This is a genomic window from Pseudoduganella chitinolytica, assembly GCF_029028125.1.
Taxonomy (GTDB): domain Bacteria; phylum Pseudomonadota; class Gammaproteobacteria; order Burkholderiales; family Burkholderiaceae_D; genus Rugamonas; species Rugamonas chitinolytica.
The window spans coordinates 985,383-1,002,780 of sequence record NZ_CP119083.1; the positions used below are offsets into that span (position 1 = coordinate 985,383).

The window sequence follows — 17,398 nt, forward strand, 5'->3', positions numbered from 1 at the left end:
ATCAGCCTCGCACGGTGAAAAGCCGCTTATCCCAATCGTCGACTTCGCCCGCTGGGATGGTACGCGTTACGTCTAATAACACAGTGCCGTCGTCGGCCACGATCTGGAACTGGAAAGTATCCCCGCTATTGCCCCGGATATCCCAGAAGGCCTCGTATCTTCCTGGCGGAAGTTCAACCGTATTTTCGTTCAGGTTGATACGCTCCGGACCCAGTTCAGTCCAATACCAGTAAGGGCCACTCGGTTGTTGCAAGGTATTTCCGGTAATTGCACTCATGATTTCCCCATTGCAAAGTCGATGGATTTATCCGCCCGTCAGCTGCCGTACTGGCAATCTCGCAAACGCCGGGTTAGCCGCGCTGTCTTCGCGATCAGGAACGCTGCGCAGGTTACTCGTGCGATTGATGGCTGCGACGGGAAATGCCAGATTGCGCCTTTGGCGATATCAGAAACACCCCGCAGAGGGAGGGTATAAAAGGTATATTGTCGTCCGGGGGGCTGGTATTGCCCAGCGGTTGAAAATGGTTGGGTGAACGGGGAAATGGGTGACTGGGTGAATGGGCGAGTAAGTGAACGGGTGAACGGGTAATTATCGTACTTGCTTTAAGCGCGCCTTTCGCCAGGCGCCGTGCTTGGTGATATTGGAACAGCCCATCGGCACCTGGATGACGTTGATTGAGCGCTACGCGCGGGAAATGCACCGGCAGAGCTACCCGGCCGGCGCCAGCGTGCTGCCAGCCCGAGGGAGTCGAGCAGGTAGGGGCGGGCGAGGCAGGTGAAGGCAGGTAAGGCAGGTAAGGCAGGTAAGGCAGGTAAGGGCCGGCAACGCCAAGGCAGCGTCGCAGCCATCCTTAAGCGCCTGTGGCGGATGTTGACGGTCGGCACGCGGGCCAGGCCGTTCTACGCGGATGCCGTCGCGCAGGCGCCAGAGACCGGCTCTCCCAGCCACCGCGGCAGCTCCGGGCGCACGTGTTGCGACACAGCCCGCTCCGCCAACCCCAGCTTGCGCGCCAGCGCCGGAAACGCCCGGCAATAGACCACCTGCACGCCAGCCAGCCGGGCCAGCTGCCGGTATTCCACCACCATCCCTTCCGGCACCTGGGCCAGGATATGCGCCACGCGCGCGCGCCAGTCGTCGGACCACGGGGCAGCGTTTCAGGCAGCCGGACGACGGGGTCGCCCGGCCGCAGCGTGCCGCCGTGCAGCACCCGGGCCAGTACGCCCCGGTCCTGGCCGATGACGCGCGCGATGCCCGGGTGGCGCGCGTCCAGGTAGCCGCACGCTTCGCAGTGGAACGTCAGCGCCACGATGACCTCATCGCCCAGGCGCAGCAGGGTGCCGGAAGGCAGTGTGGCCGTGTCGACGTCGAGCAGCACGTTTTCCCGCAGCGTATGGGCCGCCAGGCCATGGCGGCGGTAGGCCGGCGCACCTGCCAGCAGTACCTGGCGTGGCGACAGGGGATCGGCATGCCGGTCGCCGTCCAGGCCGTGACCCGCAACGGCTTGCGCCAGTGGCGCGGCCGGGATTTCGCCAGCGCCATTGGCTGTGCGGCCTGCCGGCGGGGCCCGGCCGCGCAACATCAGCCCCAGCACGCTGCCGATCACGGCACCGAGACGGTCGGGCTGGATCGATTGGATGGGAGCATCCGCACGGTGCGGTGCCGCGACCGGCGTCGCGGCGTACGGATCGTCGTCGTCGCGGGGGACCCCGGCCGACGCCGGGCCCCGGTTCAGCTGTGCCATGCGCAATGTCCTTGTCTGAAGGTTGTTAAAGCAAATCCGGGCAAATCGAGGCAATCCCACCAGATCCAGGCTGATCCAGGCAAACGGTCTGGAGGACTTCGCCACGGATAGTCGCGACGAAGCCGGCCCCGCCGCGCGAGCCGATGCTCCGACGCATCCTCACTGCCGGGCCGTCCACGCCTTGACGCGGCAAGCCCTCCTTTGAGCATCAAGGCGGTGCCCTGCCGGACGGCCAACAACGGCCGCTTGCGGATAGGATACCGGTAGAAGCGCCGCCTCCCGCGCGCGTACGCTGCCCGGCGACAGCCGGTCCGGCCAGCCGTGCGCCACCGGCAGTGCCGTGGCCGCGCGGCCGGCACGGGCGGCCAGGGGCGGCCGGCGCCGCCAACACGGAAATGGAGACAATGACCAGCACGACCGCAAACACCGCCGCCAGCCCGGCTGCGCCGATCGCCGCGACGGTCTCCAACCCGGCCGCACGCAGGCAGGGCGCCAGCAACGCTGTCGTGCCGGCCACCGCCAGCGCCACGGCGGCCAGCGCCACGCGCGGACAGCCAGCCTCGCGCCGTGGCCGGTGGCCATCCCGACCGCCGCCGAATGCGACCTGCGCAACCGGTTCCTGTTCCGCTCCCACTGTCGCGTGCGCCATTCCTGCCTCCCGTTCGATGTCGTCCAGGTTCGACCCGGCAGTGGCGCAAAAGTTCCTCCCCATCGGCGCGTCGGCCCATGATTCTTGGTGGCCGGGGCCTTTCGGAGTATCCTGCTGTAGTGCAACTTATTCAGACGACGTGTAATGGCTAAATCGGGCGAATTGAGGACGACAATGACGCTGGGCCGCACGCTGCAGTGGGTCATCGGTCTCGCGCTGGCGACGGCGGTCGGGCTGTCGTTCTATGCCGGCGCGCGACGCAGCGTCGAGGAGGATGCCCGCCAGCGCTTCGACAGCGCCACCCGCGCCACTCAGTACAGCATCTCGGCCCGGGTCAAGTCCTACTCCGACGTCGTGCGCGGCCTGGTGGCGCTGTTCCAGACGTCGGACGACCTGTCGCGCCTGCAGTTCCAGCAGTACGTCAACAGCCTGGGGCTGGCACAACACTTTCCCGCCATCGAGGCCATCACGTATGCGCCTCACGTTGTGGATGCGCAACGCGACGCGTTCGTCGCCGCCGTGCGTGCCGACACCAGCCTCGATCCCGGCGGCTATCCCGGCTTCGACATCCGTCCGCCGGGACGCCGGGCCAGCTACGCGCCGCTGACGTGGCTGGAACCGATGTCCACCTTGAAGAACCGCTTCGGCGTGGACATCATCGCCAATCCGGCCATCGAGCGGGCCATGGCGCTGTCGCGCGATACGGGCCAGATCAGCGCCTCCGGCCAGCCCATCATGGTGCCTGGTGCGATTCCCCACGTGGGCCTGGGCATGCGCCTGCCCGTGTACCGGCGCGGCGCGCTCGTCAACGACGTGGCCAGCCGGCGCGCTGCCTACCAGGGCTCGGTCGGCATCGGTTTTTCCGTGGCGGCGCTGGTGCAGGGCGCCATCGACGAGATGGCCGACCGCAAGATCCACATGATCCTGTATTCGGACGGCAACACGCCGCCGGACCAGCGCCGCCTGGAAATCGAGGCCGACGACCGCCTGCTGTACAACGACAACGGTTCGCTGGAGGCGCCGCCCGCGCTGCGTGGCGACCTGGACGACTATTTCGTCGTCGTGCTGCCGATCGATTTCAACGGCAGCCTGTGGAAGGCGCAGTTCAATGCCCACAAGACGGACATCATCAGCGCCTTCGACCGTGCGCTGCCGCGCGTCGCGCTGGCCACCGGCTTCATCGGCACCATGCTGATCTACAGCTACGTGTTCATGCTGACGTCGCAGCGGCGCAAGGCCCAGGAGCAGCGCCGCCTGCTCGACAGCGTGCTCGATACCGTCGATGCGCATGTGTACATGAAGGATGGCGAGCGGCGCTACGTCTACGTCAATGCGCGCCAGGCGCAGGTGATGGGCCGGCCGGCCGACTCCATCGTCGGCCGCACCGACCGCGAGCTGATGCCGGCGGCCGCCGCGGACGCGGCCTGGCAGGAAGACCGGCTGGTGCTGGCGGACGGCATGAGGCGTTCGAGCGAGGGCCAGTATGCGGATGCGGACGGCGCGGTACGCCACCTGTGGACCGTCAAGGCACCCGTGGAACTGGACAGTGGGCGCGCCGTCATCGCCCTCTCCACCGACGTCACGCAGCTGCACCGCCTGAAGGAGGAGGCGCAGGCCGCCAGCGAGGCCAAGAGCGCATTCCTGTCGAACATGAGCCATGAGATCCGCACGCCGATGAACAGCGTGATCGGCATGGCGCACCTGGCGCTGAAATCCGTGACGGACCCGCGCCAGCGCGACTACCTGCAGAAGATCTACCACTCCGGCCAGCACCTGCTGGGGATCATCAACCATATCCTGGATTTCTCCAAGATCGAGGCTGGCCGCCTCGAGCTGGAAGTGCTCGATTTCAGCCTGGATGCGCTGCTGGCCAACGTCGCCAGCCAGCTGGGCGACGATGCCGCGCGGCGCGGCCTGGAACTGGTGTTCGAGACATGGCCCGGCCTGCCGGCGCAGTTGCGCGGCGATCCGCTGCGCCTGGAGCAGGTGCTGCTGAACTTCACCAGCAACGCGATCAAGTTTTCCGAGCAGGGCCGCATCTATATCCGCGCCCGCGCCGAGGAGACGCGCGACAGCGCGATCGTGGTGCGCTTCGAGGTGCAGGACAGCGGCATCGGCATGACGCCGCAGCAGGTCGCCAACCTGTTCCAGTCGTTCCACCAGGCCGACGCGTCGACCACCCGCAAGTATGGCGGCACGGGCCTGGGCCTCGTCATCAGCAAGCAGTTGGCCGAGCTGATGGGCGGTACGGTCGGCGTCGAAAGCGCACCCGGCGTCGGCAGCACGTTCTGGTTTACCGCGCGGCTGCAGCGCGGCGCCGAACTAGCGCCGGCCAGCCCGGCCGCCCTGGAGGACAGCACGATGGCCGCGATCCGCGGCGCCAGCATCCTGCTGGTGGAGGACAACGTGTTCAGCCAGCAGGTGGGCCAGGAGCTGCTGGAGGACGCCGGCGCCACCGTCGTCGTCGCCAACAACGGCCGCGAGGCCATCGACCTGTTGCAGAAGGGGCAGTTCGACTGCGTGCTGATGGACGTGCAGATGCCGGTGATGGACGGCTACGAGGCAACCCGCCAGATCCGCGCCCACCCGCGCCTGTCCGGCACGCTGGTGATTGCGATGACGGCCAACGCGGGCCGCGAGGACGAAGCGCGCTGCCTGGCGGCCGGGATGGACGAGTTCGTCACCAAGCCGATCGCGCCGGCCTTGCTGTTCGGCGTGCTGTCGAAGTGGCTGAGCCAGCGGGCGGCCCATGCGCGGCCGCCCGCCGTGCGCAGCACGACCGCGCCGGCGCTGCAGCCGGCCATGCCCGCCACGCCGGCGCCGGTCAATGAGCTGCCGCCGGCGGCGGCCGGCGCGCCGCTGTTCGACATCACGGCGCTGGGCCAGACCTTCGGCAACAAACCGGCGAAGATGCGCAAGTACACGCTGATGTTCCTGGAGTCGGCACGGGAGGGAATGGACGAGGTGGACGAGGCGCTGGCGCAGGGCGACGTCACCCGGCTGTCCGAGCTGGGGCACCGCATCAAGTCGTCGGCGCGGGCGGTGGGGGCGCAAAGCTTCGCCGAACTGTGCCTGGCGCTGGAGCGGCTGCGCAAGGGCGGCCGCATCGAGGAGGCACGGGCCATCGTCGTCCATATGCGCCCGTTGCTGGACCAGCTGGAGCTGTACGTCGAGGAAGAGCTGGAAGCGTGGCTGCCCGGGACGGCCGAGTGAAGTCGCGCCCTGGCGGCAACTGAGCGATAATAGGGTTTGTAACCCGACCCGCCAAAGCCGTTCCAGCTGCATGACCTCTCCCATTTCCCCCGGCCTTTTGATCCTGCACGGCAACCAGCTGGAGCAGTTGCGCGCCGCCGTGTTCCAGTGGCTGCGCGGCCATCCGCTCGATCCGCTGGAAACCGATATCCTGCTGGTGCAGTCGAACGGGGTGGCGGAGTGGCTGAAGATCGCCATGGCCGAGGAGATGGGCGTGTGCGCAGCCACGCGGGTGGCGCTGCCGGCTCGTTTCCTGTGGCAAGCCTACCGCGCCATGCTGGGACGCGAGCGGGTGCCGCGCATTTCGGCCTTCGACAAGAGCCCGCTGGCGTGGCGCCTGATGCGGCTGCTGCCGGCGCTGCTGGCGGAGGAAACGTTCGCGCCGCTGCGCCACTTCCTGGCGGACGGCGATCCGGAGCGGCGCCTGCAGCTGGCCGAGCGGCTGTCCGACCTGTTCGACCAGTACCAGGTGTACCGGGCCGACTGGCTGGCCGACTGGGCGGCCGGGCGCGACCAGATGCGCTGCCCGCGCGGCGTGGCCTACCCGCTGCCGGAAGGGCAGCGCTGGCAGGCCGCGTTGTGGCGCGCCATCGTGGCCAGCGTGCCGGAGGAGGAGCGGGCCCTGGGCCGCGCCAGCGTGCATACGGAATTCGTGCGCGCCGTGGAGCAGGGCGCGCAACCGGTGCTGCCGCTGCCACGCCGCGTCGTGCTGTTCGGCGTCTCGGCACTGCCGTACCAGACCTTGCAGGCGCTGGCCGCGCTGGCCCGTTTCACGCAGGTGATCGTGGCCGTGCCCAACCCGTGCCGCTACTACTGGGGCGACATCATCGACGGGCGCGACCTGCTGCGCGCGGCGCGCCGGCGCCAGCAGCCGAAGCACGGTGTCGACCTGGCGGCGGTGCCGCTGGAAGAACTGCATGCGCACAGCCATCCGCTGCTGGCGAGCTGGGGCCGGCAGGGACGCGACTACATCCGTATGCTCGACGAATTCGACGAAGCATCCAGCAGCGCCGGCGAGACCGATCACCTGCGCGTGGACCTGTTCAACGACGACGCCGGCGACACCTTGCTGCGCCAGTTGCAGGGCGCCGTGCGCGACTTGCTGCCCTTGGCAGAACATGCCTTCCCGGCTCCCGACCCGGGCGACCGCTCCATCGTGTTCCACGTCGCCCACAGCGTGCAGCGCGAGGTGGAGGTACTGCACGACCAGTTGCTGGCGATGTTCGCGGCTGATCCGACTTTGCGTCCGCGCGACGTGGTCGTGATGGTGCCCGATATCGACGTCTTCACGGCCGCCATCCACGCCGTGTTCGGCCAGTACCGGCGCGGCCGCACGGCACTGGACGCGCGCCACATCCCGTTCGAGATCGGCGACGTCAACGACCGCAGCGTCAATCCGCTGCTGGTGGCGCTGGAATGGCTGCTGCGCCTGCCGCAGCAGCGCTGCCGCCAGAGCGAGGTGCGCGACCTGCTGGACGTGCCGGCCGTGGCCACGCGCTTCGGCCTGGCCCCGGACGACCTGCCGATCCTGGGCCAGTGGATCGAGGGCGCCGGCGTGCGCTGGGGCCTGGACCGGCGCCACCGCGAAGGCCTGGGCCTGGGCCCGGCGGGGGAACAGAATGCGTGGATCTTCGGCATCCGGCGCATGCTGCTGGGTTATGCCAGCGGCACCGGCGCGGCCTTTGGCGACATCGAGCCGTATGGCGAAGTGGGCGGCCTCGATGCGGCGCTGGCGGGCTCGCTGGCCCAGCTGGTCGAGCAGTTGCTGGCCTGGCGCGCCGCGCTGGCGCAGGCCCGCACGCCAGTAGAATGGGGCGACCAGGCGCGCGCGCTGCTGGCCGCGTTCTTCGACGCGCGCGAGGAAGCCGACCGCCTGACCTTGAACCAGCTGAACGACACGCTGAATGCATGGCTGGAAACGTGCGAAGGCGCCGGCTTCGACGAACCGGTGCCGCTGTCGGTGCTGCGCGAAGCGTGGCTGGGTGCGCTGGACGAGCCTTCGCTGGAGCACCAGTTCGTCTCCGGCGGCGTCACGTTCTGCACCCTGATGCCGATGCGTGCGGTACCGTTCCGCGTCGTGTGCCTGCTGGGCATGAACGATGGCGACTTCCCGCGCCGTGCCAGCCGGCTCGATTTCGACCTGCTGGCGCTGCCCGGCATGGGCCGCCCGGGCGACCGCTCGCGCCGCGACGACGACCGCTACCTGATGCTCGAAGCGGTGCTGGCCGCGCGCGATACCTTGTACGTCAGCTGGTGCGGCCGCAATGTGCGCGACAACAGCGAGCAGCCGCCCTCCGTGCTGGTGGCGCAGCTGATGGACTACCTGAAGGCGGGTTGGCAGCTGCCGGACCTGCACGCGTGGACCACCGAGCACGCGCTGCAGCCGTTCTCGCGGCGCTATTTCGAAGAGGGTGGACTGCGCACCTATGCGGGCGAGTGGCGCGCGGCGCACCACCTGGACGAGGGCAACCCGGACGATGCCGGCATGGCGCTGGCGCCGTTCGAGATCGACGAGCGCTTCCGCCTCAAGCTGTCGATGCTGGCCGCGTTCCTGCGCCAGCCGGTGCGCTTCTTCTTCCGCCAGCGCCTGGGTGTGGTATTTACCGAATCGGCCCTGGTCGGCGAGGACGAAGAGCCGTTCGGCCTCGATGGCCTGCAGCGCTACAACCTGGAGGACGCGCTGCTGCAGGATGCGGGCGAGGAAGACGAGGAGGATGCCGGCAGGGCGCTGGCCGGCCTGCTGGCGCGGGCCGAACGGCTGCAGCGCGAGGGCGTGTTGCCCATCGGCCTGATCGGCGACAAGGTGCGCGATACGCTGGTGCAGTCCCTGCTGCCGGTGCGCCAGGCCTGGCTGCGCCTGCGCGCGCGTTACCCCATCCGGCCAACAAACTGCCCGTCGGCCTGGAACTGGACGGCATCGTGCTGGAAGACTGGATCGACCAGTTGCGCAGCGACGGCGAGCAGACCGTGTGGCTGCTGCAGATGTCGTCGAAAGCGCTCGACAAGGCGGGCCAGCCGCGCGGCGACAAGCTGCTCGGCATGTGGTTGCGCCAGCTGGCCGCCAGCGCCCAGGGCGCCGCGTTCACCGGGCTGCTGGTGGCGCGCGATGCGGTCGTGACGATGCCGCCGCTGGACCGGGACGACGCCCGCGCCGTGCTGGCCGCGTTGGTTACCCAGTGGCGCCGCGGCATGGACGGTCCGCTGCCGGTGGCCTGCCGCACGGCCCTGGCGCTGGTCACGGGGGCGACGCCCGCACCGTGTACGACGGCGGTTTCGACCTGGAAGGCGAGGGCGGCGACGAGTGCCTGGCACGCCTGTGGCCGGATTACGGCGCGCTGGCGGCGCAGCCGGACCATGCGCGCGTGGCGCAGGATTTGTATGGCCCGCTGGCGGCATGGTTGAAGGAGCACGTCACCGTGCAGCCGATCGACGGGGAGGGCGCATGAGCGACGGGATGCAAGGCACACCGCTGCTGGACGCGCTGACCTTCCCGCTGCACGGCTCGCGCCTGATCGAAGCCAGCGCGGGCACCGGCAAGACGTGGACGATTGCCGCGCTGTACGTGCGCCTGGTGCTGGGCCACGGCGGCGAGAACGGCTACCTGCGCCCTCTGCTGCCGGCCGACATCCTCGTCATGACGTTTACCCGCGCCGCCACGCGCGAGTTGTCGAACCGCGTGCGCGAACGGCTGGTGGAGGCGGCCGCGTACTTCCGTGGCCAGGCCGACGGGGGCGACGACTACCTGGATGCGCTGCTGGAGTCGTATCCCGGCGAGAGCGCGCGCCAGCAGGCCGCGCACCGCCTGATGCTGGCGGCCGAGACGATGGACGAAGCGGCCATCTTCACGATCGACTCGTGGTGCCAGCGCATGCTGCGCGAGCACGCGTTCGACAGCGGCAGCCTGTTCGACGAGGAACTGGTCAGCGACGAGGCCGCGCTGTTCGAGGACGCCGCGCACGACTACTGGCGCCAGCACGTGTATCCGCTGCGCGAACCGGCGCTGGGCGCGCTGCTGGCCTGCTGGCCGGATGTCGGCCGCCTGAAAGCCAGCCTGCGCGACCTGGTCAAGCGGGCCGACGGCAGCTGGCACCGCGATGGCGAAGGCCAGCCGGTGGCGCTGGGCACGCTGATCGGGGCGACGCTGCACGAACTGCAGGAACGCCTGGCGGCGCTGAAGGCCGGCTGGATCGAGCGCATCGAACGGATGGAGATCTGGCTGGAGGAAAAGAAGGACGCGGGCCTGCTGAACGGACGCAAGATCCAGATGAAGTGGCTGGCCGGCTGGTTCGGCAGCCTGCGCGTGTGGGCTGCCGACCCGGCTCGCGTCGATCCGGACATGGCGGCCGCAGGCTGGCACCGCCTGTCGCCGGACGGCATCGCCGAGGCGTACGAGGGCAGCGACGTGCCGGCCGAATTCGCCGAACTGCGCCAGCTGAAAGACGACCTGGCGGAAATTGAGCCGCTGTCGCACCGGCTGTACCGGCACGCCGCCGCCGTCATCGCGGCGCGCATGGAGGAACTGAAACGGCGCAACCGCCAGTTCGGCTTTGCCGACATGCTGCAGCGCCTGCAAGCCGCGCTGGAGGGGGAAAACGGCGCGGCGCTGCGCGAGCGCATCACGCAGCAGTACCCGGTGGCGCTGGTGGACGAATTCCAGGACACGGCACCGAGCCAGTACCGCATCTTCGACCTGTTGTACCGCGTCGCGGAGAACGACCCGGCGCTGGGCCTGTTCCTGATCGGCGACCCGAAGCAGTCGATCTATGGCTTTCGCGGTGCCGACATCCACAGCTACCTGGCCGCGCGCCGCGCCACGGCCGGGCGCCACTTCCAGCTGGGCACCAACTACCGCTCCACCCGCGAGGTGGTGGAAGCGGTCAATCGCATCTTCCTGCATGCCGAGCGCCTGGCGGACGACAAGGGCTTCGACAAGGGCGCGTTCCGCTTCCGCTCGGGCGCCGTCAATCCGCTGCCGTTCGATCCCGTCGATGCCAAGGGGCGGCCGGAGCGGCTGGTCGGCGTGGACGGCCAACTGCAGGCGTTGACGGTGTCGTGTGCCGAGGCGCCCGACCTGCGCGCGGACGCCTACCGCGACTTCTTTGCGCATCACTGCGCCGAGCACATCGTCGAGCTGCTGAACCACCCGGGCACGGGCTTCGACGGGCTGGAAGGCTTCCGCCGGCTGCAACCGGCCGACATCGCCATCCTGGTGCGCGACAGGAAGGAAGCCAAGGCGATCCGCGATGCGTTGCGGCGGCGGCGCGTGCCCAGCGTCTACCTGTCCGACAAGGACTCGGTGCTGGACAGCGACGAGGCGCGCGACGTGCTGCGCTGGCTGACCGCCCTGGCGAACCCGCTCGACGGCGGCCTCGCACGGGCGGCGTTTGCCACGCGCACGGCCAACCTGCCGCTGGCGGAACTGGCGCGGCTGTCGGCCGACGAGCTGGCGTGGGAGGCACGCACCGAGCAGCTGAAAGCCTTGCACACGATCTGGCAGCGCCAGGGCGTGCTGGCGATGCTGCGCCGCTTCATCCACGAGCTTGGCCTGCCCGCGGCGCTGCTGGCGCAGCCGGGCGGCGAGCGGCGGCTCACCAACCTCCTGCACCTGGCCGAACTGCTGCAGTCGGCCAGCCGTCAACTCGATGGCGAGCAGGCGCTGATCCGCTGGATGGCCGAGCAAGTGGAGGGCGAGGGCGACAACAGCGACGAGCAGGTGCTGCGCCTGGAGTCCGATGCGGAGCTGGTGAAAGTCGTCACCGTGCACAAGTCCAAGGGCCTGGAATATCCGCTGGTGTACCTGCCGTTCGCCGTCACGGCGAGAAAAGTCGAGCGGCGCAACCGCAGCTTCTTCGAATACACCGACCGCGAGGGCGTACGCCGTATCGACATGGCGCTGTCCGACGATGCCCACGCGGCCGTGGAGGCGGCCCGGATCGAGGAGGAACTGCGCCTGCTGTACGTGGCGCTGACGCGCGCGCGCCACTTCCTGTGGCTGGGTGTGGCGGCGCTGCCGGCCAAGGCCAAGGGCGCCAACATGCTGCACGAGTCGGCGCTGGGCTACCTGCTGACGGGCGGCGCGCCGCTGCCGGCCGATGCGCTGCAGGAGCGCTGGCAGCACCTGCGCGGCGACTGCGCCGCGATCGGCGTCGCTGCCGCCGGCATGCCGGAGCGGGTCACGCTGCTGGCACGTGTCGAGCACAAACCCCCGCTTGGGAAGGTGGAACCATTCACGGCGCAGTTCGAGCGCGACTGGTCGGTGGGCAGCTTCACGTCGCTGACGCGCGGCGTGCAGGTGGAAGCGCCGGTGCCGGTGCCGCGCGACGCGCTGGAAGCGACCTTGCTGGAAGGCGAGGACAGCGATCCGGCCGGTGCGCCGGCACAGGTGCAGGAAGCGCCATGGCACCGCTTCCCGCGCGGCTCCGTGCCCGGCAATTTCCTGCACGAGCAACTGGAGTGGCTGGCGCAGGAAGGCTTCGACAGCGTCCATGACGCCAGCTTCGACGCCCGCATCGGCCGCCGCATCGAGCGGGCCGGCTGGGGCCACCGGCTGGAGGACACCATCGCCTGGCTGCGCGAACTGGTCGTTACCCCGTTGCCGCCGTTGGGCGCGGCGCTGCAGGACGTCGGCATGCTGCTGCCGGAGATGGAATTCTGGTTCCCCAGCGAGCACCTGGCCACCGGCGCGCTGGACGCGTTGTGCCGCCGTCACCTGCTGGCCGGGATCGCCCGGCCGCCGCTGCCGCAGCGCGCGCTGCACGGCATGCTGAAGGGATTTTCCGACCTGGTGTTCGAGCACGCGGGACGCTACTGGGTGCTGGACTACAAGTCGAACGCGCTGGGTGCGCGCGACAGCGCCTATCACACGGCGGCGCTGGCGCACGGCATGGCAGAGCACCGCTACGACGTGCAGGGCGCGATCTACCTGCTGGCGCTGCACCGGCTGCTGCAAAGCCGGCTGGGCGACGGCTACGAGCCCGCGCGACACCTGGGCGGCGCCGTGTTCTGGTTCCTGCGCGGTGTCGGCAATGCCGCCACGCGCGGCTGCTACCTGATCGCGCCGGACCAGGAACTGCTGGACGGCCTGGATGCGCTGATGCACGCCAGCGCGCCGGCCGATTTGACGGACGACGCATGAAGAAGAACGATCCACAGGCCGAAGCGGCCCGCAGCGTCGCCACCCTGGCGCAGCTGGACGCGCTGACGGAGGCGGGCAAGCTGCGCCGGCTGGCCGGGGCATTCGCCCGCTTCGTCGCCACCCTGGGCCATGCGCCCGCGCCGCTGCTGGTGGCCAGCGCGCTGCTGTCCGAGCTGGAAGGGCGCGGCCACAGCTGCCTGGTGCTGGCCGACCTGGCGCACGACCCGTCCGCGCAACTGGGCTGGCTCGATGGCGAGTGGGCGGCGCTGCGCGCGCTGGCCGGGCCGCTGCCGAAGAAGGCGGCCGACTGGCGCAACCTGCTGCAGGCCTGCGAGCAGGTCTGGCCCGTGGGCGACCTCGATTTCAACCAGCCGCTGGTGCTGGACGGCGAACGGCTGTACCTGCGCCGCTACTGGCGCGACGAGACCATGGTGGCGGCCTCCGTCGTGCGCCGCGCGGCCACGGCGCGCCCGGTCGACGCGGCCGCCGTGCGGGGCTGGCTGGACCGGCTGTTCGAACCGCGCGCCGATGCCAGGCCCGAGGCGGGCCCCGACTGGCAGAAGATCGCCTGCGCCGTCGCCCTGCGCAGCGACCTGGCCGTCATCACGGGCGGTCCCGGCACCGGCAAGACGTACACGGTGGCGCGCTTGCTCGCGCTGCTGTTCGCGATGGCGGGAGCAGGCCAGGCCCACGGCCTGCGCATCGCGCTGGCGGCGCCCACCGGCAAGGCCGCCGCGCGCTTGAAGCAGTCGATCGACCAGGCGCTGGACGAGCTGGCAGACAAGCTGGGCGACAGCCTGCCGCTGCGCGAACTGGCGGCGCGCATGGGCGCCGCCCGCACCTTGCATTCGCTGCTGGGCGCGCGGCCCGACACGCGCAGCTTTGCCTACCACGCCGGTAATCCGCTCGACGTGGACGTGCTGATCGTCGACGAGGCGTCGATGGTGCACCTGGAGATGATGGCGTCGCTGCTGGCGGCGCTGCCCGCCCATGCGCGCCTGGTCCTGCTGGGCGACAAGGACCAGCTGGCGTCGGTGGAGGCGGGCGCCGTGCTGGGCGACCTGTGCGCCGAGGCGGAAAGCGGCAACTACCACCAGGCGACGGTGGCGTACGTGCAGGCCGCCACGGGCGAAACCATCCCGGCCGATTTCGCCGCGCGCGACGGCGGTGCGCTGGCACAAAGCATCGTCATGCTGCGCCAGAGCCGCCGCTTCGGCGGGCCGATCGGCGCGCTGGCGTTGGCCGTCAACCGGGGCGACGCGGACGCCGCGCGCGCGGTGCTGCGCGCCGGACCTGCCGAACACGGCGACCGGGTGCACTGGATCGAAGGGGCCACGCCGCAGGACGTGCTGGCGCTGGCGGTCGACGGCCGGCCCGGCGCGCCGCAGGGCTACCGCGATTACCTGACCCTGGTGAAAGAGGGGCCGGACGCGTGGGGCGGCGACTACACGGGCTGGGTGCGCGCGGTGCTGCGCCGCTTCGAGCAGTTCCGCCTGCTGTGCGCCGTGCGCGCGGGCGAGTGGGGCGTGGCCGGCCTGAACGAGGCCATCGAGGCGCGGCTGGATGCGGCCCGGCTGATCCGCCGCCGCGGTGAGTGGTACGTGGGCCGTCCCGTGATGGTGACCCGCAACGATTACGCCACCGGCGTCTACAACGGCGACATCGGCCTGACCTTGCCGGACCCGCTGCGACCGGGCTCCCTGCGCGTCTGGTTCGCCGACGGCGACGCGATCCGCAGCGTGCTGGCGACGCGCCTGCGCGACGTCGAGACGGCGTTCGCGATGACGGTCCACAAATCGCAGGGGTCGGAGTTCACGCACACGGCGATGGTGCTGCCGCGCGAAATCAATGCCGTGCTGGCGCGCGAACTGGTCTACACGGGCATCACGCGGGCACGCGAGTTCTTCACGCTGGTGTCGCCCAACGCCGACGTGCTGGGCCAGGCCATTGCCGAGCGTACGCAGCGGGCCAGCGGCTTGCGCGAGGCTTTGCTGCGGTAGGCGGGACCTGACACCACGGGTTCCCATGGACTACCAATAAGCTGCGATGAAAAACCTACCAATACTAAACTTCCAGCAAATCATGCCGTTAAGTCAGCATGACCGCCATCTCATTCCGTCCCACCCTCCCGGCAGCCCTGCGCGCGACAACACCGGCCTTGCGCCAGCCGGCTGCCCCGGCACCAGCCGGCACCGCGACGCCATCGGCCGTCGTCACGCTCAGTGGCGCAGGGTTGGCCGCGCAGGCCGGTGACGCCTCAGTTGCCGCCGCACCGCCTGGCCTGCGCTTCCAGGACCTGGCAGCCCCCATGTTCGACACGCTCAAGGCTGGCGGCCCCGTGGCGATCGGCAGCGACGTGCTGCCGCCCGATGTCGACAACCGCTTCAGCCTGGCCATCGTCACCGCCAGCGGCACCAGGGTGGCCCTGACCCTGGCCAGCCGCGGCGACGAGCTGCTGGTACAGGTCAACGCCGCTGCCGCGCTGGGCGACAGCGAGCGCAACGCCGTGGCGGCGCTGGCCGAAGGCTACCAGGATGCCATCGACGGCCTGGCGCTGCTGGGCAAACTGAAGAGCGCGCGCGACATTCCCCTCGAGCGCCAGCTGGTACGCGACCTGCTCGATACCTTGCAGCCGTACCGGGCCGGCCGACCGGCCGAGGCGACCTCGCGCGAGGACAGGGAGGAGGAGCACCTGCAGGCGCTGGCGGCGCTGGAGCCCGAGGTGCTGTTGCTCGGTAGCGCCGGCGAACTGACGGGGCGCGACGCCCGGCTGGCAATGGATGAATAAGCGCCCTGGCGGCTGTCTTGTTGCAAACTTGCACCACCTTGACCTCCAGGCAGCACTCATTTTTGACTTTCGATCAAGTTTGTCACGACAATGATCAAACATATAACGTCAACACGGGGGATGTCATGGCAACGCTGCGGGACCACATCAAGAGCGACGTCGTGCGGGGGCTCGATTTCATGTCGCCGCTGGACCTGGCGGCGCTGGGCGCTGCGGAAGTCGAGGCCGTGCGGCTGGACTTTACGTCCGGCTTCGACGCTTCGATGAAGCGCGCCCTGAACGTACCGCTGACCAAGGTGGCGCGACGCCACGGCGGCCAGTCCAGCCGGGTGATCTCCTTTACCGAGACGGAGGCACTGAAGACCGTTGGCGGGGCGATCGACCTGACCGCCGCGGCCGCCGAGGGCCAACAATTCGGGGGAGAATGACATGGGACGCACCGTGAAGACAGCCTTGGGCATCGTGCTGCTGCTGTGCGGCGCTACCGCGCAGGCCCAGCTGACGCTGCGCCAGAGCGCGGAGTTCGAGGACCCCGGCACCAGCAACAAGCCGGCGCGGCTGGGCTATTCGCGCAACGCGGGAGAAGCGGCGGCCGCGATTGCGCTGGCGCTGACGTACACGTTCAAGCCGATGGCGCCGGGCACGGACAGCATCGTCGAGCCCTTCGTCGCGCTGGGCATCGAAGACGACGACACCACGAGCACGGACCGCAAGGCGGTGGAGCTGGGCCTGCGGGCGACCATCGGCGATGCGTTCGAACGAAAGAACGTCTGGCTGCTCGACGCGGGGCTGGGCAAGAGCCGCGACCGCGGTGCCGGCACGGAGGGCAGCTATGCGCGCGCGACGGCGGAACTGGTCAGCCAGTACCTGAAGTTCGGCGTTGGCTACACGCCGGGCGAATGGGGACTGTTCCTGCGGCCGCGCGTGGGCATCTACTATGCCAAGACGGATGAGACGAGCAATCCCGCACTGGTGCCGACGGGGTCCGGTAAGGGCGCGCTGGCCGAGTTGGGACTGGACTTCTTCCCCAAGTTCAGCAGCCGCACCCGCGTCAGCTACAGCGGCAAGGTGTCGCGCGACGCCAGCGTGTCGGGCAACCGCGTCAAGGAAACCTACCGCAAGCACGTGCTGACGGCCGAGTACCTGTTCTACGACTTCAGGGCACCGCCGCCGCCCGGTTCCGCGCGCTTTTCGCTGATCGCCGAGCGGCGGGTCGGCTCCGATCCGCTGGAGGGTCAGCCCGTGCGGAAGAACCGGACCGGCGTCTACCTGGGCGTCAAGTTCTGATCCCAGATGGGCGAAGGCCACCGCGACAGCGCTGCACAGCGCAAATCGCGAAAATTGGGGACAGCCTCCTATTCCTCAAAAATTGGGGACAGCCTCCCATTCCTCGGAATCGGAGGCTGTCCCCAATTCGCGGAATCGGAGGCTGTCCCCAATTCGCGCACGACTTCAAGGCGCCACCGTCGCCCGGTTCGGCGCGCTTCTCGCTGATTGCGGAGCGGCGGGGCGGCTGCGATCCGCTGGAAGGGCAGCCGCTCACGAAGAACCGTACCGGCGTGTACCTGGGCGTCAAGTGTTGATCCTGGATGGGCGAAGGCCGCCGCGATAGCGCTGGACAGCGAAAATTGGGGACAGCCTCCCATTCTTAAATTGGGGACAGCCTCCCATTCGTCGGAATCGGAGGCTGTCCCCAATTCGCACAATTCGCGCAATCGGAGGCTGTCCCCAATTCGCGGTCACCAATTCGCGCACCAATTCGCGCACAATCGGAGGCTGTCCCCAATGCGGAGCTATATCGCCGAGGAGTGGCGTGCGCGGTGCTACTGCCG

9 protein-coding genes and 1 pseudogene are annotated in these 17,398 nt (G+C 69.4%); 7 read left to right on the plus strand and 3 right to left on the minus strand.

The window, feature by feature from the left end; all coding sequences use genetic code 11:
* Position 1: 1 nt before the first annotated feature.
* The 3 genes from PX653_RS04365 to PX653_RS04375 all read right to left on the minus strand — a co-directional run bounded on the left by PX653_RS04365 (position 2) and on the right by PX653_RS04375 (position 2,454).
* The gene (locus PX653_RS04365) at positions 2-277 is read right to left on the minus strand and encodes a hypothetical protein (RefSeq protein WP_277416698.1); all 276 of its coding nucleotides are present in this window, start codon (positions 275-277) and stop codon (positions 2-4) included.
* A 574-nt stretch (positions 278-851) separates the two neighbouring features.
* Positions 852-1,742, minus strand: a complete 891-nt coding sequence (locus PX653_RS04370; RefSeq protein WP_277416699.1) for an MOSC domain-containing protein — start codon at positions 1,740-1,742, stop codon at positions 852-854.
* Between the two features lie 208 nt (positions 1,743-1,950).
* Positions 1,951-2,454: a hypothetical protein gene (locus tag PX653_RS04375; RefSeq protein ID WP_277416700.1), complete on the minus strand. Its 504-nt coding sequence runs from the start codon at positions 2,452-2,454 to the stop codon at positions 1,951-1,953.
* 111 nt (positions 2,455-2,565) lie between these two features.
* On the opposite strand from PX653_RS04375, the gene PX653_RS04380 reads away from it, so the two are divergent.
* The 7 genes and pseudogenes from PX653_RS04380 (at position 2,566) to PX653_RS04410 (ending at position 16,853) form a co-directional block, all read left to right on the plus strand.
* Positions 2,566-5,604, plus strand: a complete 3,039-nt coding sequence (locus tag PX653_RS04380) for a CHASE domain-containing hybrid sensor histidine kinase/response regulator family protein (protein ID WP_277416701.1) — start codon at positions 2,566-2,568, stop codon at positions 5,602-5,604.
* A 70-nt stretch (positions 5,605-5,674) separates the two neighbouring features.
* A pseudogene (gene recC / locus PX653_RS04385) lies at positions 5,675-9,089 on the plus strand (exodeoxyribonuclease V subunit gamma).
* Positions 9,086-12,778, plus strand: coding sequence for an exodeoxyribonuclease V subunit beta (recB, locus tag PX653_RS04390; RefSeq protein WP_277416702.1), 3,693 nt, complete (start codon positions 9,086-9,088; stop codon positions 12,776-12,778). Before recC ends, recB begins: the two are co-directional and overlap by 4 nt.
* Positions 12,775-14,778: an exodeoxyribonuclease V subunit alpha gene (gene recD, locus PX653_RS04395; RefSeq protein WP_277416703.1), complete on the plus strand. Its 2,004-nt coding sequence runs from the start codon at positions 12,775-12,777 to the stop codon at positions 14,776-14,778. Before recB ends, recD begins: the two co-directional genes overlap by 4 nt.
* A 98-nt stretch (positions 14,779-14,876) precedes the next feature.
* Entirely contained in the window at positions 14,877-15,566 is a 690-nt protein-coding gene (locus PX653_RS04400) for a hypothetical protein (RefSeq protein ID WP_277416704.1), read from the plus strand.
* 125 nt (positions 15,567-15,691) lie between these two features.
* Entirely contained in the window at positions 15,692-15,994 is a 303-nt protein-coding gene (locus PX653_RS04405) for a hypothetical protein (RefSeq protein WP_277416705.1), read from the plus strand.
* Position 15,995: 1 nt separating this feature from the next.
* Positions 15,996-16,853, plus strand: coding sequence for a hypothetical protein (locus tag PX653_RS04410; protein ID WP_277416706.1), 858 nt, complete (start codon positions 15,996-15,998; stop codon positions 16,851-16,853).
* The last annotated feature ends 545 nt before the right edge of the window (positions 16,854-17,398 follow it).

Excerpts from the sequence above, each read along its gene's own strand:
- PX653_RS04365 (WP_277416698.1), bottom strand. The coding sequence starts at position 277 with ATGAGTGCAATTACCGGAAATACCTTGCAACAACCGAGTGGCCCTTAC.
- PX653_RS04370 (WP_277416699.1), bottom strand. The coding sequence starts at position 1,742 with ATGGCACAGCTGAACCGGGGCCCGGCGTCGGCCGGGGTCCCCCGCGAC.
- PX653_RS04375 (WP_277416700.1), bottom strand. The coding sequence starts at position 2,454 with ATGGGGAGGAACTTTTGCGCCACTGCCGGGTCGAACCTGGACGACATC.
- PX653_RS04380 (WP_277416701.1), top strand. The coding sequence starts at position 2,566 with ATGACGCTGGGCCGCACGCTGCAGTGGGTCATCGGTCTCGCGCTGGCG.
- recB (WP_277416702.1), top strand. The coding sequence starts at position 9,086 with ATGAGCGACGGGATGCAAGGCACACCGCTGCTGGACGCGCTGACCTTC.
- recD (WP_277416703.1), top strand. The coding sequence starts at position 12,775 with ATGAAGAAGAACGATCCACAGGCCGAAGCGGCCCGCAGCGTCGCCACC.
- PX653_RS04400 (WP_277416704.1), top strand. The coding sequence starts at position 14,877 with ATGACCGCCATCTCATTCCGTCCCACCCTCCCGGCAGCCCTGCGCGCG.
- PX653_RS04405 (WP_277416705.1), top strand. The coding sequence starts at position 15,692 with ATGGCAACGCTGCGGGACCACATCAAGAGCGACGTCGTGCGGGGGCTC.
- PX653_RS04410 (WP_277416706.1), top strand. The coding sequence starts at position 15,996 with ATGGGACGCACCGTGAAGACAGCCTTGGGCATCGTGCTGCTGCTGTGC.